14 protein-coding genes are annotated in these 16,050 nt (G+C 37.2%); 4 read left to right on the top strand and 10 right to left on the bottom strand.

What is annotated here, in order from left to right; genetic code table 11:
• Positions 1-4: 4 nt before the first annotated feature.
• The 7 genes from cdsA to rpsB all read right to left on the bottom strand — a co-directional run bounded on the left by cdsA (position 5) and on the right by rpsB (position 6,488).
• Complete coding sequence (cdsA, locus tag CUB63_RS12010) at positions 5-868, bottom strand: phosphatidate cytidylyltransferase (RefSeq protein WP_109848119.1); 864 nt, start codon at positions 866-868, stop codon at positions 5-7.
• A gap of 1 nt (position 869) precedes the next feature.
• Complete coding sequence (uppS, locus tag CUB63_RS12005; protein ID WP_023582707.1) at positions 870-1,571, bottom strand: polyprenyl diphosphate synthase; 702 nt, start codon at positions 1,569-1,571, stop codon at positions 870-872.
• A 283-nt stretch (positions 1,572-1,854) separates the two neighbouring features.
• Positions 1,855-3,048, bottom strand: coding sequence for a 1-deoxy-D-xylulose-5-phosphate reductoisomerase (ispC, locus tag CUB63_RS12000; RefSeq protein ID WP_109399939.1), 1,194 nt, complete (start codon positions 3,046-3,048; stop codon positions 1,855-1,857).
• A gap of 192 nt (positions 3,049-3,240) precedes the next feature.
• Positions 3,241-3,798 carry a ribosome recycling factor gene (gene frr, locus CUB63_RS11995; RefSeq protein WP_109848118.1) on the bottom strand — a complete coding sequence of 186 codons (558 nt, stop codon included), beginning with the start codon at positions 3,796-3,798 and terminating at the stop codon, positions 3,241-3,243.
• A 112-nt stretch (positions 3,799-3,910) separates the two neighbouring features.
• A complete protein-coding gene (pyrH, locus tag CUB63_RS11990; RefSeq protein WP_006535902.1) occupies positions 3,911-4,639 on the bottom strand; it encodes a UMP kinase in 729 nt (242 codons plus the stop codon).
• A 136-nt stretch (positions 4,640-4,775) separates the two neighbouring features.
• The gene (tsf, locus tag CUB63_RS11985; RefSeq protein ID WP_006535903.1) at positions 4,776-5,627 is read right to left on the bottom strand and encodes a translation elongation factor Ts; all 852 of its coding nucleotides are present in this window, start codon (positions 5,625-5,627) and stop codon (positions 4,776-4,778) included.
• Positions 5,628-5,762: 135 nt separating this feature from the next.
• The gene (rpsB, locus tag CUB63_RS11980; RefSeq protein ID WP_023582712.1) at positions 5,763-6,488 is read right to left on the bottom strand and encodes a 30S ribosomal protein S2; all 726 of its coding nucleotides are present in this window, start codon (positions 6,486-6,488) and stop codon (positions 5,763-5,765) included.
• A 597-nt stretch (positions 6,489-7,085) separates the two neighbouring features.
• Here rpsB and map point away from each other — a divergent pair.
• The 4 genes from map (at position 7,086) to CUB63_RS11960 (ending at position 12,002) form a co-directional block, all read left to right on the top strand.
• Positions 7,086-7,883: a type I methionyl aminopeptidase gene (gene map / locus CUB63_RS11975; RefSeq protein WP_072064262.1), complete on the top strand. Its 798-nt coding sequence runs from the start codon at positions 7,086-7,088 to the stop codon at positions 7,881-7,883.
• A gap of 157 nt (positions 7,884-8,040) precedes the next feature.
• Positions 8,041-10,686, top strand: coding sequence for a bifunctional uridylyltransferase/uridylyl-removing protein GlnD (gene glnD / locus CUB63_RS11970; RefSeq protein WP_109848117.1), 2,646 nt, complete (start codon positions 8,041-8,043; stop codon positions 10,684-10,686).
• 34 nt (positions 10,687-10,720) lie between these two features.
• Positions 10,721-11,545, top strand: a complete 825-nt coding sequence (gene dapD, locus CUB63_RS11965) for a 2,3,4,5-tetrahydropyridine-2,6-dicarboxylate N-succinyltransferase (protein ID WP_006535909.1) — start codon at positions 10,721-10,723, stop codon at positions 11,543-11,545.
• Between the two features lie 70 nt (positions 11,546-11,615).
• On the top strand, positions 11,616-12,002 hold the full coding sequence (locus CUB63_RS11960) for a DUF3461 family protein (protein WP_006535910.1): 387 nt from the start codon (positions 11,616-11,618) through the stop codon (positions 12,000-12,002).
• A gap of 145 nt (positions 12,003-12,147) precedes the next feature.
• Here CUB63_RS11960 and CUB63_RS11955 read toward each other — a convergent pair whose 3' ends face one another.
• The 3 genes from CUB63_RS11955 to ptsG form a co-directional block, all read right to left on the bottom strand.
• Positions 12,148-12,591 (bottom strand): flavodoxin, encoded by a 444-nt coding sequence (locus CUB63_RS11955; protein WP_006535911.1) that lies wholly within the window; start codon positions 12,589-12,591, stop codon positions 12,148-12,150.
• A gap of 92 nt (positions 12,592-12,683) precedes the next feature.
• The gene (locus CUB63_RS11950; RefSeq protein WP_109848116.1) at positions 12,684-14,192 is read right to left on the bottom strand and encodes a hypothetical protein; all 1,509 of its coding nucleotides are present in this window, start codon (positions 14,190-14,192) and stop codon (positions 12,684-12,686) included.
• Between the two features lie 162 nt (positions 14,193-14,354).
• Positions 14,355-15,800 carry a PTS glucose transporter subunit IIBC gene (ptsG, locus tag CUB63_RS11945; protein ID WP_109848115.1) on the bottom strand — a complete coding sequence of 482 codons (1,446 nt, stop codon included), beginning with the start codon at positions 15,798-15,800 and terminating at the stop codon, positions 14,355-14,357.
• Positions 15,801-16,050 lie beyond the last annotated feature (250 nt).

Below are 16,050 nucleotides of genomic sequence, written 5' to 3'. Positions count from 1 at the left end.
ACCTTTATAGTTTAAAGCCAGAAGAAATCAGAAAGACCAATCCTGCAAAGACTGGGATAGCCGCAGTCAAACTATCAATTCTATCAAGTACACCGCCATGCCCCGGTATCAATTGGCTACTGTCTTTAATACCAGAAACACGTTTAAACATGCTTTCTGCAAGATCGCCAAATACCGATACGATAACAACAACGCCAGATATTAATAACAAGTTGTCCGGTACTTCAGTCACTGGTGAAAAATAAGTAAACAACCACGATGCAACACCAGCAGTAATCAAGCCACCAACTAACCCTTCGAGAGTTTTACCTGGTGATACTTTAGGCGCCATTTTATGTTTACCGATTAAACGTCCGAAAGCATAAGCGCCAGAATCAGCCGCCCAAACTAATAACATGACATACAATAACCACCATGCACCAGTATAAGTGTCGGTGTTATAGCCCAACATACGTAGCGCCATCATGCCACAATAAAAAGGAACAATCGTCAATATACCGAACAATAACTTAATAAAAACTGAATTTTTCCACATATTGGCTGAATTCGGATAACTTACAACTAATAAAATTGCGGCTACCCACCAAATTAAACCTGCCCACAAACCATTTTTTATCATTGGAGTATCTAGTAGGTGGTCAAAATTAGGTAAAGAAAACTGCATAACGAGTAACAATGCAGCAAAGCCGATCCCTGTTGCAATACGTTTGCCTTGAGAATGCCAGCCAATAAATTGTGCCCATTCCCATCCCGCTAAGCCTGATATTGCAATAATGACCAATCCAAAACCTACGGGAGGAAGTAGAAATAGTGCAGCAATAACAATAGGGATTAAAATTAATGCGGTGATGACACGATACTTAAGCAAGTTATCCTCCCAGATTTATAGTATCTGTTTCTGATGTAGTACCACCGAAACGTCTTTCCCGTTTAGCAAAAGCATCTAGTGCATTCTGAAAAACTTGTTCATCAAAATCAGGCCATAAAACCTGTGTAAAATAAAGCTCAGCATAAGCAATCTGCCAAATAAGAAAATTACTTATACGATGCTCACCACCTGTACGAATAACAAGATCGACATCAGGCTGATTATGCAAGCAAAGATGTGAGGATATTGCATTTTCATTAATATCTTCGAGGCTAATTTCCCCTTTTGCGAGGGATGTCGCTAATTGTTTTACACTTTGAGTGATATCCCATCGACCGCCATAATTAGCCGCAATATTTAAATTAAGTCCTGTATTATTCGCAGTGAGTGCCACAGAACTTTTAATTCGGTCTTGTAAGCGACGACTAAAACGGCTGATATCACCAATGACAGTCAATTTAACATTATGTTTATGAAGACTCTTCACTTCGTTATCTAAAGCAAAAACAAATAACTCCATGAGAGAACTCACTTCCTGCTCTGGTCTATTCCAGTTTTCGCTACTAAATGCATATAACGTTAGTGATTCAATTTTGTGTTTTACGGAAAAGCTAACCGCATCCCGAACTGCTTTAATTCCCGCGCGATGCCCCGTTACTCGGAGTTTCCCTTGCTTTTTAGCCCAGCGTCCATTGCCATCCATAATGATAGCAACATGCTTTGGTTTTGATGCGGATGAATCGTCACTGGATAAGTTCACTCAATTTAACCCTTTGCTAATCTGATACTGATACAGACAGTCCTCTTCGGATAACCTATGCACAAAAAAAAACCGTGACACCCACGGCCTTTGGCAAAGCCTCAAAGTTGCTAAAGCAATAGCTTTAGTAATGAACTGTTAATTTTCATTATTGTCTTTAGTGATTCGGCAACTATACCATTAGCCAGAAAGACGAACAAACACCCTATATTAAATATAATCACCATTATACCAATTGAGTGATTATCTGATGAGTTTCTAATCTTGCTAATTTATCAATTTCTAGAACATCATTAATACTTTGAGGCTCTGATAGGTCGAAATGTTCAACAACTTTACGATTAATTTTAGCAATATCAGTAAACTTCACTTTTTCGTGTAAAAATGCATCAACAACCACTTCATTAGCTGCATTTAACACTGTTGTTGCCGCTTGCCCACGTTTTGACGCTTCAATAGCTAGCGCTAAACAAGGGTAACGCTGGTAGTCTGGACGAATAAACTCTAGAGATTGAATCTCAAAGAAATCTAATGCTTTTGCACCAGATTGAGTTCGATGAGGGTAAGCCATTGAGTACGCAATTGGCGTTCTCATATCGGGTTCACCAATTTGAGCAATAATACTACCATCGCGATAGCGAACCATTGAATGAATAACAGATTGTGGATGAATAATGACTTCCATTTCTTCTTCAGAAGCATTAAAGAAATAACGAGCTTCAATATACTCAAGCCCTTTATTCATCATCGTTGCAGAATCAACCGAAATTTTACGTCCCATAGACCAATTTGGATGCGCACACGCTTGATCTGGTGTCATCATTTCCAATTCTTCTAATGGTGTATAGCGAAATGGCCCGCCAGAACCCGTTAGCAAAATGCTCGTCACACCTTCGTTAGCTAAAGAGGCATGGCCTAGATTTTCTTGAATAGTTTTAGGTAAGCTTTGATAAATTGCATTATGTTCGCTATCAATGGGTAAAATTGTCGCACCATATTTAGCAACCGCATCAAAGAAAAGTCGCCCACTAGTTATCAGTGATTCTTTATTTGCTAATAGAATTCTTTTGCCTTTTTCAATGGCAGCAAGCGTCGGTTTTAATCCTGCAACACCGGTTATCGCAGACATCACTTGATCAGCATCATCAAGAGCGGCAATTTCATTGATCGCATGAGAGCCAGATAAAATTTCGGTTTTGCACGATGTATTAGAAAGTAACTGTTTAAGTTGTTTTGCACTGTTCTCATCAGACATCACAGCGTATTTAGGCTGGAAAGTAAGGCACTGTTGCGCCATCTTGTCTGCATTTTTTCCTGCTACTAGAGCAAGAACCTGATACTCACCAGGATTATTTTCAATGACGGAAAGAGTACTAGTTCCGATAGATCCTGTTGAACCTAATATAGTTATTTGTTTCATTTATTAATCAATCAGTATGTCTACAACGTTTTAATTAAAGAGAATTATATCAGTATGACAAGGTAAATGAGGATTAAAGATAAAAACTTTAATAAATAATGTGACAAAAGAAGGTATTAAGCACGAATTTTCAAATAAATAATTAAAAATAATGCCGCTAAAAAGCGGCATTATCGAAAAAAGATATAAAATTTAGAATTCCATTAACTCTGCTTCTTTCAGCGCTAATGCATCATCAATTTTTTTAATGAACATGTCAGTTAATTTCTGAATGTCATCTTGTGAACGGCGTTCATCATCTTCGCTAATCTCTTTATCTTTTAGTAATGCTTTTACTTTATCGTTAGCATCACGACGGATATTACGAATAGAAACGCGACCTTGCTCTGCATCACCACGAACAACTTTGATTAAGTCTTTACGACGTTCTTCAGTTAATGGAGGCAGTGGAACACGGATAATGGCTCCAGCAGATGAAGGGTTTAAACCTAAATCTGATGCCATAATCGCTTTTTCAACAGCTGGTGCTAAAGTGCGATCGAATACAGTGATCGCCAGTGTACGGCCATCTTCTGCAACGACGTTAGCAACTTGGTTTAATGGAGTTGGCGCTCCGTAGTATTCAACTACAATGCCATCTAAAAGGCCAGGAGACGCACGACCAGTACGAACTTTATTAATCTGGCTTTTTAGTGCTTCAACGCTTTTATCCATGCGTTCTTGAGCATCTTTTTTGATTTCATTAATCACGTTATAAACCCTTGGGAACTGGTTATCTTCCAGTCGATATGAAATCATACCGACATAAATGAATTGGCGTACTCTAGATGTTAACGCCAAATTATACCGTTGTCTCTGTGTATTAAGCGTGAGAAATCAAAGTTCCTTCACTTTCACCCATTACAACCCGACGTAATGCACCCGGTTTATTCATATTGAATACGCGGATAGGTAAATTATGATCTCGGGCTAATGTGAATGCAGCAAGATCCATGACTTTCAATTCACGTTCTAATACATCCTGATAAGTCAGTTTTTCATAAAGTACTGCATCAGGATCTTTGGTTGGATCAGCAGAATAAACGCCATCCACTTTCGTTGCTTTTAATACAACGTCAGCTTCAATTTCAATACCGCGTAAACACGCAGCTGAATCGGTAGTAAAGAATGGGTTACCCGTACCAGCCGAGAAAATAACGACTCGACCGTGGCGTAATAAGCTAATTGCTTCTGCCCAACTGTAGTTATCGCAGACACCATTCAGTGGAAATGCAGACATAAGGCGTGCATTTACATAAGCACGATGCAATGAATCACGCATTGCTAAACCATTCATTACTGTCGCGAGCATTCCCATGTGGTCACCCACAACACGGTTCATACCTGCCGCAGCAAGACCCGCGCCACGGAACAAGTTACCACCGCCAATTACGACACCGACTTGTATACCTAATTCAACGAGTTCTTTGATTTCCTGAGCCATGCGATCAAGTACGCTCGCATCGATACCGAAACCTTCTGCGCCTTGCAGGGCTTCGCCACTCAGCTTTAATAAAATTCGCTGATATACAGGTTTTGCATTGGTAGCCATGGTGTTCTGTCCTAAGCAGATTAGTTAATTGGAGGTTTTAGATAGCTTCTCTTTTTAACAAAAAAAAGCAAACAGCCAGTGGAGATTACAACAAAACAGAACCGCCATTAGGCGGCTCTGTTAACGCTAAGCGTTATTATTTGCTCATTGCAGCAACTTCTGCTGCGAAATCAGCTTCAACTTTCTCAATACCTTCACCAACTTCGAAACGAACGAAGTTAACAACATCAGCATTGTTTTCTTTCAGCAGTTCACCCACAGTTTTGCTTGGATCCATTACGAAATGCTGACCAGTCAGAGAAATCTCACCGGTGAATTTGTTCATGCGACCGATAACCATTTTTTCTGCGATTTCGCGTGGTTTACCTGATTGCATTGCGATATCCATCTGAATTTGGTGCTCATGTTCAACAACATCAGCAGGAACATCTTCAGGACGAACATATTCTGGTTTGCTTGCAGCAACGTGCATAGCAATGTGTTTGATCAGTTCTTCGTTAGCGCCTTTAGCTGCAACTAAAACACCGATACGAGCACCGTGTAGGTAAGTACCTAACTCTTCAGCTTCTAATACAGCAACACGACGAATGTTGATGTTTTCACCGATTTTAGCAACTAATGCAGTACGTGCTTCTTCGAATTTAGCTTTCAGAGCATCGATATCATCAGTTTTGTCTGCTAATACAGTAGCCATAACTTCTTTACCGAAAGCGATGAAACCAGCATCTTTAGCAACGAAGTCTGTTTCACAGTTCAGTTCAACCAGCGCACCGAATTTACCATCAGCAGCAACTTCTGCAAGGATGATACCTTCAGCAGCAACACGGCCTGCTTTTTTAGCCGCTTTAGCTTGACCTGATTTACGCATGTTGTCGATTGCTAATTCGATATCACCATTAGCTTCAACCAGCGCTTTTTTACATTCCATCATGCCTGCGCCAGTACGTTCACGCAGTTCTTTTACCAATGCAGCGGTAATTCCAGACATTTGTTTCTTCCTCGACTTTTCTATGGGCTAGCCATAGATGTTCTCATAGCAGATGTGTAAAGGGGGCCTATTGAGGCCCCCTAACCAATATATAGCAATACCTGGTTAAATAAGGGCTCTTACGAGCATGCCTTATTATTCAGCTTCGACTAAGCCTTCTTCAGCCTGAACAGCCAGATCTTGAGAACGACCTTCACGAACAGCTGTAGCTGCAGCGGTCAGATATAATTTAACCGCACGGATTGCATCGTCATTACCAGGGATAATGAAGTCGATACCATCTGGATCAGAGTTAGTATCAACGATAGCAAATACTGGAATACCCAGGTTGTTTGCTTCTTTGATAGCAATGTGTTCGTGTTCAGCATCGATAACAAACAGAGCGTCAGGTAAACCGCCCATGTCTTTGATACCACCCAGGCTGTTTTCTAACTTACCAAGTTCACGAGAACGCATTAACGCTTCTTTCTTGGTCAGTTTGTCAAAAGTACCGTCCTGAGATTGTGATTCTAAATCTTTCAGGCGTTTGATTGACTGACGAACAGTTTTCCAGTTAGTCAGCATACCACCTAACCAGCGGTGGTTTACATAAAACTGGTCACAGCTTTCTGCTGCTTCTTTAACAGCTTCAACGGCAGAGCGCTTAGTACCAACAAACAGGATTTTGCCTTTACGAGAAGCAATTTTGTTCAGTTCAACCAACGCTTCATTGAACATTGGAACAGTTTTTTCCAAGTTAATGATATGAACTTTGTTACGCGCACCAAAGATGAATGGTTTCATTTTTGGATTCCAGTAACGAGTTTGGTGACCGAAGTGAACACCGGCTTGCAGCATATCGCGCATTGAAACAGTTGCCATTTTAGACCTCTATAAATTTAAATTTGGGGTTATTTCGTCCACAAATCCCATACGACCGACTCATCAGCTGTAAAGGCTAAAACCTTCACATAAGAGCACCCCGGCGTTATGTGCCGATTTGTGTGTGTAATTAACACAATTGAATGTTCAGATTTACTGTTACTGCTCTGGATGTGATGCAATAACAGAACTCCGGCGCGCTTTATACCATAAATAACCTTAAGAAACCACTATTACTTGTGTTTGATAACGGCGTATTTGACATAAAATTGGCGATATTAAACAGAGGAAAAAGAGATTATTGAAGTGATTGCTATGAATATTGCTCTAATATCAATTTGCTAGAAAAACACCAATAGAAAAGCGCAATATGTAAAGACAATCAGATTAAGAAGGCGTAATGTTCGTGATTATTCTCGATATCAGACAGATTGCGCACATCCTCTTTATTGGCACACCTACTTTCTGCTGATATCATAAATGGTAATCAGAATTATTTCTCATCATCATTCATTTAACCTGCAATACAAAATATGAATACAACAAAATGTATTATCTAATTCGTATTGTGGCTTTTAATCTAGACGAAGAACTCAAATGGCTATTGTAATCAAGACAGAAGAAGATATTCAAAAAATGCGCGTCGCAGGTCGTCTTGCGGCAGAAGTTCTTGAAATTATCGCACCTTTCGTAAAACCAGGCGTAAACACCGCTGAATTAGACCGTATTTGTCATGATCATATTGTTAACGCACAACAGGCTATTCCTGCTTGTCTTAACTATCATGGTTTCCCTAAATCAGTCTGTATTTCGGTTAACGATGTTATTTGCCACGGTATTCCTAGCGAAGAAAAAATCCTTAAAGATGGCGATATCGTTAATATTGATGTCACTGTCATTAAAGAAGGGTTTCATGGCGACACCTCAAAAATGTTTATCGTAGGTAAACCAACAATCCAAGGTGAACGTTTATGTCGTATCACCCAAGAAAGCCTCTACCTTGCTATTAAAATGGTTAAACCAGGTATTCGCTTACGTGAACTTGGCAAAGCAATTCAAAAGTTTGTTGAAGGTCATGACTATTCTGTTGTTCGAGAATATTGTGGTCACGGTATTGGTGAAGGATTCCATGAAGAGCCTCAAGTTTTACACTACGATGCAGATGATAGCGGTGTTGTGTTACAAAAAGGCATGGCATTTACCATCGAGCCAATGGTAAACACAGGTGATTACCGTATTCGTACGATGAAAGATGGCTGGACGGTTAAAACTAAAGACAGAGGTTGGTCAGCACAATACGAACATACATTAGTCGTTACTGATGATGGTTGTGAAATTATGACATTACGCAAAGAAGAAGAACCGTTTATTTCGGCGGTATTAGTCAACGCATAAGCTTCTTTTTGAGCTAGAAATGTAAAAGCGACATATTTTTTCGAGATGTGTCGCTTTTTTTATTTTATTTGCTATGAAATAGCAGAATGACTAGTCAGGTTATCGTTTTAACATTAGTCTTAATGTCATAAGCAAATATTAAGGAGGAAGACGAATAATGACTAATAAAAATACATTTCAAACACCGCCCCCTTCCCCTTTTTTGCTGACAAAAAACATCCTAGATTGCGCTAAACTTAAGCAATCTATTGAACAATTTCAGTCTTGGTTAGCAGATGCTTTTCATCATGATGTTGATGTAGCTTTATTACTTCAAGCCCGTAGCCATTTCATTGACCAACTCTTAACTCAATTATGGCGTTATACTCAATTATCTGATTATCCTGACCTTAGTATTATTGCTGTTGGTGGTTATGGTAGGCAAGAGTTACACCCCCTTTCTGATATCGACCTTCTGTTTTTAAGTGATTCACCTTTATCACCAGAAATAGCCGACAAAATCAGTAAATTAATTACCTTACTTTGGGATGTGCGCCTTGAAATCGGTGTCAGTGTTAGAACAATGGAAGAGTGTCTTTTAGAAGGTCTCTCTGATTTAACGGTAGCGACAAATTTGCTAGAAGCTCGCCTTGTTTGTGGTAATCAATCACTTTATCAACAGTTAATTAATCATATTTTCAGCCAAGGATTTTGGCCATCACCCGATTTTTTTGCAGCTAAAATAGAAGAACAAAAACAGAGACATCAACGATTTCATAGTACCAGCTATAACTTAGAACCAGATATCAAAAGTAGCCCTGGTGGACTGCGCGATATTCACACTCTAATTTGGGTAGCGCATCGCCATTTTGGTGCTGCATCAGTTTCTGAAATGGTCAACTTTGGCTTTTTAACGCCAGCAGAAGGACAAGAGCTATTAGAGTGCCAATACACACTATGGAAAATTCGTTTTGCTCTCCATCTTGTGCTTTCTCGCTATGACAATCGCCTATTATTTGATAGACAACTCAACGTTGCTCAACTTTTAAATTATGAAGGTGAAGGCAATCAGCCGGTTGAAAAGATGATGAAGGATTACTATCGCGTAACTCGTCGTGTCAGCGAGTTAAATGATATGTTACTTCAACTTTTTGACGAAGCTATTCTTGCTCTGCAACCTAATGTAAAACCACGACCTTTAGATAATGAATTCCAGCTAAGAGGCTCTCTCATTGATGTTATCGATGAGAGCTGTTTTCTTGATGATCCTATCGCCATTATGCGCCTATTTTTACGTATGGCAGAACATAAAGAGATCACGGGAATTTATTCTACAACACTACGCCATTTGCGTTATGCGCGTCGTCATTTAGTTCAGCCTTTGTGTGAGTACCCACTAGCACGCCAAGTTTTTATGCAGATCTTGCGCCATCCTCATGCAGTTTCTGGTGCATTTGTTCCAATGCATAAACACAGTGTACTGGCGGCTTATTTCCCGCAATGGAATAATATTGTAGGCCAAATGCAGTTTGATTTATTCCATGCCTATACCGTTGATGAACACACTATTCGTGTTTTACAAAAACTTGAAAGTTTTGGTTCTTATGAAAACCACGAACAACATCCGCTTTGTGTTGATATTTATCCCAAACTTCCTCAACTTGAATTACTACGTTTAGCTGCACTTTTTCATGATATTGCCAAAGGTCGCCATGGCGATCACTCCATATTAGGCGCTCAAGACGTTGCGCATTTTGCTCAACAACATGGTTTAAATCAGAGAGAATCAGCCTTAGTTGAATGGCTTGTTTGTAACCACTTACTTATGTCTGTTACAGCGCAACGACGTGATATTCAAGATCCTGACATTATTTTTCAGTTTGCATCAGAAGTAAAAAATGAAAGTCGATTGCGTTATCTTTTGTGCTTAACCGTTGCTGATATCTGTGCAACCAATAGCAGTCTATGGAATAGCTGGAAACAGAGCCTATTACGTGAACTTTTTCTATCAACAGAAAACCAGTTACGCCAAGGTATGCACTCTATTCCCGATTTACGTGAGCGTATTCGTAATCATCGTTTGCAAGCACTAACTATTTTACGAATGGAACAGGTTGATGAAGATAAACTACAAATAATTTGGGGACGCTGTCATGCCGACTATTTTTTACGCCATACACCAGAACAAATAGCATGGCATGCACTTGCGTTAATTGAGCATAATAGTGCTGATCCCATGGTATTAATCAGTCAACAAACTGAACATGGTGGTACTGAGATATTTATTTGGTGTGCTGATAGACCTTCTCTTTTTGCATCTGTTGCAGGTGAATTAGATAGACGTAATTTAAATATCCATAACGCTCAAATTTTTACTAACCGCGATAATATGGCTATGGATACCTTTATTGTGTTAGAGCCTAATGGTAAACCTCTGGCGATTGATCGGTATAATGCAATCCGCAACGCGCTGATCCAAGTTGTATCCGCTCCTTATAACGCCAATGCAAAAACACGCTCATTACCTGCCAAATTACGCCATTTTGACGTTCCGACTAAAATTAACTTTATCGCGTCTAACCATAATAAGCGCACCTATATGGAACTATTTGCACGAGATCGCCCAGGATTATTAGCGATTATTGGTAAAGTTTTTGCTGATCTTTCACTTTCATTACATGGTGCCAGAATAACCACAATAGGCGAACGTGTTGAGGATTTCTTCGTATTAACCGATAGCGAAAATAAAGCATTAAACCAAAAAATGAAGGATGAAGTCGTAGAAAGGTTGACAAAAGCCCTAGTTTCAAAGGATAAAATATAGGAACCCACGACAATACATATAGGAAATACTATTAATGCAAGCATTACAATCTATTATTGATAACGCCTTCGAACATCGTGCTGATCTCACTCCAAACAACGTTGAGCCTCATATTCGTGATGCCATTAATAGCGTTATTGCACTGCTAGACAGCGGGAAACTGCGTGTCGCGGAAAAAATTAACGGTCAGTGGGTGACTCATCAATGGTTAAAAAAAGCCGTTCTGCTCTCTTTTCGCATCAACCATAATCAAGTCATTAATGGCAGTGAAAGCCGTTATTTTGACAAAGTGCCGATGAAATTCGCTGATTATGACCAAGCACGTTTTGAAAAAGAAGGTTTTCGTGTTGTTCCACCCGCAGCTGTTAGACAAGGGGCTTATATCGCTCGTAACACTGTTTTAATGCCATCTTATGTCAATATTGGTGCTTACGTTGATGAAGGTAGCATGGTTGATACATGGGCAACCGTAGGTTCATGTGCTCAGATCGGAAAAAATGTTCATCTCTCTGGTGGTGTAGGAATTGGTGGTGTTTTAGAACCACTACAAGCAAACCCAACCATTATTGAAGATAACTGCTTTATCGGTGCTCGCTCTGAAATTGTTGAGGGTGTTATTGTTGAAGAAGGTGCCGTTATTTCAATGGGGGTTTATATTGGTCAAAGTACCAAGATTTATGACCGAGAAACAGGCGAAGTACATTATGGCCGAGTCCCTGCGGGCTCTGTTGTTGTGTCGGGCAATTTACCCTCTAAAGATGGAAGCTACAGCCTTTACTGTGCCGTGATCGTGAAAAAAGTTGACGCAAAAACGCGTGGAAAAGTTGGTATTAATGAATTGTTAAGAACTATCGACTAATATAAGAACAGCGGATAGAATTAATTCTGTTCGCTATTCTTTCACTCATCTTTCTATCAGGTGCCAATATATGTACGATAATTTAAAAAATTTAGGGATCCCGCATCCTGAAGATATTGACCGCTATACTCTACGCCAAGAAGCTAATAACGATATTTTAAAAATCTATTTTCGCAAAGATAAAGGTGAATTCTTTGCAAAAAGCGTAAAGTTTAAATATCCACGCCAACGTAAAACGATTTCTGATGGTCAATCAGGACAAGGCTTTAAAGAAGTCAATGAAATCAATACTAACTTACGTTATGTTATTGAAGAATTAGATCAAATTTGTCAACAAGATCAAGTAGAAGTCGATTTAAAACATAAAATCCTAGACGACTTACGCCACCTTGAACATGTTGTTGCAAATAAAATTGCTGAAATTGAAGCTGACTTAGAAAAACTGACTCGCCGTTAATAACAAACTCTTTTAGCTGTTATTTATGTCAGTTTTATAGAAAAACACCGCTTAGTTACTGTATAAAACAGAAACAAGCGGTGTTTTAAATACAGGATAGAACTCATTATTTTATCAACTAATTAAAAATTAGATTATTTTCTAATTAATCTAGTAGGTTAACCCAGTTTTCAAGCCAATCAATTGCAAATACTTCTGGCTCTGCGACATCCATACCATCTATTTTTAATATTTCGCCGATACGTTTTGCTTGGTGCTCTTGTAACAACTCATCAAATTGCATTCCTGCACCACAAAAAGAGTCATAACTACTATCACCTAAGGCAATCAAGCCATAACTTAGATTTGGCTGATATCCAACATTATCACGTAGTTCATGAAATAGCGGAGCAATAGTATCAGGTAAATCCCCTTGCCCTGTACTCGATGTTATCACAAGTACTGTCGAATATTTTTCCCAATCAGCAAGTGTACCCTCTTCATAAATATTGGCTTGATGTTTATGCTCAAGCAAAATACGCTGCGCCTCTTCAGCTACTGCTAATGCATTACCATAAACTGTACCTACAAAAATGCCGATTTTAGCCATAATGCTTTATCCAATTTATATTGTAAAAATATCGATAACCTCAGATAACATATAAGAATTCAGTTTTATTCTCAAGAAAATTAAATTATCAACTAATTAAATAGAGAACGTTTAAAGTTATCCCATTTTTTATTTTCACCATATAAATAATTTAATAAAGTTCTAGGAATTTCTATTTCAGATAATGTGGTAGTTATTATATTAATAATATTATTCTTTAAAAAAGAGTGACTCGAATCAGCATCATATAAATTAATATAAATTAATATTTCCCTCACTTTATCTAGATTTTTATTTAACAGTTTAATGGAATCATTATGCTTCTTAGGAAAGAAAAATTTATAGACTCTAGATAAAAAACCAGTTTCTTCTCTTCTAATAAAACTCTTCAATAAATCTTCGCATTTATCTGTTTTTAATTTAATTAATGTCATTAAAGAACAAGAGGGATTTTTTCCTTTTTTTATAAAACTAGAAGCAGCATCCATTATTTTATTTTCATACTCTTCACACTCATTATAAAAATGTTCTAGTGATTTCAACTCAATACTTATAGAATCTGTATTAGACTCCACCTTTTTTGTCATTTCTACTAATTTATTAATGTCAATTTTTTCTAAATTTCCCTCTTTAAATAAATTAAGACAATCTTGATGAAAAATATTAAGTGCTTTATGTGCCTCATTAAATTCATTATAATAGTTTAAGTATTTTCTTATATATTCTCCATCATCTTTTTCATTAATGATTTTATAAAAACTTTCAAGTGAACCATCATCCTTAATAAAATTAAAGGTACTATTAGCATTATTAAGACTTACACATTTATAATATATATTTATTACATCATATAATTTATCAATATTTTCATTAAAAAAATTAAACAATATTTCAAATTTAGTAAATTTAATTTTAATATTTTCTTTATTTAATAATTTATTAAAATTAGTTTCAATATTATTATCATCGTTGTCTTCATTTTCTAATTTAACTTGATTATTAGCAGCTTCTATATTGCCTAACTTAACAAACATATATTCTTTCTTACCTATTATAAAAGGTAGATCACACCCGGGATTTAACCCTATTGTTTTATTTTCTATTTTTTTAATTAAATCACCAATAGATTTTATCTTGAATTTATGAAAAGGCTTCTTTTCAAAAAATAAATTAACAGCTGGATTATTATCTTTATTAAAAAGTTTTTCTTTCAGAGAAGAAGAGTTTGTTTCTATAATTATAGCTTCAATAATTTTTTTTGCAGTATCTAATGAGCTAAGGTTTTTAACTGTAAGACAATTAATATTTTTCCTATATAAAAAAACATTACCGCATTCATTATTAGCTTTATTAATTTTATTTAAATAATGAGGATTATCTTTTATATACTCATTAATTACATCAGTTAATTCATTTTTTATTTCAGTGAGAAAATTCTTATCAACATAAACGTTATTAATTTCATCTTTTAAAATAAAAAAACTATCATTAGATAATGAGTTTGAACAATTAGCTATTTTTTCAGAGAGTAAAAATATCACATTCTCTCTTTTATCATTTGCAGGTAAAACATTTGCTAACTTGTTGAAATATACTTCCATTATTATTACTCACATTCAATTATAATATTACAAGCATAATACTACTGAATAGCAGATAATAATTTCAAAAAAGAGTTTAATTCATATGCGCTATGATATAAAAAAACACGCTTAATAATAAATAAATTTAAGCGTGTTTTTTTAATTAAATACTACTATTTATCACTCACCAGAATCCAAAGACCTTATATATTCATCCATTTCAGTTTTTAAATTATCTGATTTAGGGCCAAATATCGCTTGAATACCCGAGCCAACAACCACAACACCAGCAGCACCTAATCTTTTCAACTCATCACGATCGACTTTTTCAATTTCTTTAACGCCAATACGTAAACGAGTAATACAAGCATCTAAGCTACTGATATTGTCTTTGCCACCAAACGCAGCGACTAAAGATTGCCCCATTGCACTCTTATCAGCTTGTTTTGCATTTTTATCTTCAACTTCGCGACCTGGAGTTTTCAGGTTTAGTTTCACGATTAAGAAACGGAAAATAGAGTAATAAGTTATCGCATAAAGTATGCCAATAATTGGGAACAGGTACAGCTTACTGCTGTTACCGCTTAATACGATAAAGTCAATTAAGCCATGAGAGAAACTCGTCCCATCACGCATACCTAACAGAATACAAATAACAAATGCTAAGCCAGCTAAAATGGCGTGAATAACATAAAGAATAGGTGCGACGAACATAAATGAGAATTCGATAGGTTCTGTGATCCCTGTTAAGAAGGCAGTTAATGCCGCAGAAATCATGATACCGCCCACTTTTACACGATTCTCAGGACGAGCTGAATGCCATATCGCAATAGCTGCTGCAGGCAAACCAAACATCTTAAATAAAAAGCCACCTGACAACATACCCGCAGTAGGGTCTCCTGCCATATAGCGAGGAATATCGCCATGGAATACTTGTCCTGCACTATTTACATATTCACCCACTTGCATTTGGAACGGTACATTCCAGATATGGTGCAAACCAAACGGCACCAATGCACGCTCAACAACACCATAAATACCGAAAGCAACTGCTGGGTTTTGATAGGCAGCCCACTCAGAAAAACGTTGGATAGCTGTACCGATAGGTGGCCAAATAAAGGATAGAAGAATACCCACAAAAATCGCAATCAGACCAGAAATAATAGGGACAAAGCGTTTACCTGCAAAGAAACCTAAATACTCAGGAAGTTTAATACGATAAAAGCGGTTAAACATTGATGCGGCAATAATACCCGCAATGATACCACCGAGTACCCCCGTATCAGTTAAACGTTGTATTTCAACACTATCAGGTGATAAACCTAATACCCAAGGGGCCACTACCAGCATAGTTTTTGACATAATGCCATAAGCCACAACAGAGGCTAGTGCTGATACCCCATCATTATTGGTAAAACCTAACGCAACACCAATCGCAAAAATAAGTGGCATATTAGAGAAAACCGAACCACCAGCTTCTGCCATAACTTGAGAAACAGAAGAAGGGATCCATGAAAGATCAGCGGAACCAACCCCTAATAAAATACCGGCGATAGGCAGCACAGATACCGGTAACATCAAGGACTTTCCGATTTTTTGTAAAACAACAAATAGGTTTTTAAACATCAAGCAGACTCCCGGAATGTGGGTTTTTATATGTTGTAAGTTTTTATTTGTTTAAAGTAGTGTGGGTTTTATTTCATAAACTTATCTAATGATAAGCCTTATTTATTTTACATCATAAAATAAATCGCTTAATGAATACATGATAGCTGTCACGTTTCAAACATGTGCTCAGATCAATTAATAAAATAATCTATTTTACAAATAGTTAAAATAGATTATAAATTTGCGCAAACCATCAAGACTTAAGTAA

Source organism: Proteus penneri (assembly GCF_003144535.1).
Taxonomy (GTDB): domain Bacteria; phylum Pseudomonadota; class Gammaproteobacteria; order Enterobacterales; family Enterobacteriaceae; genus Proteus; species Proteus penneri.
This window is presented reverse-complemented; position numbering and strand designations above follow the sequence as displayed.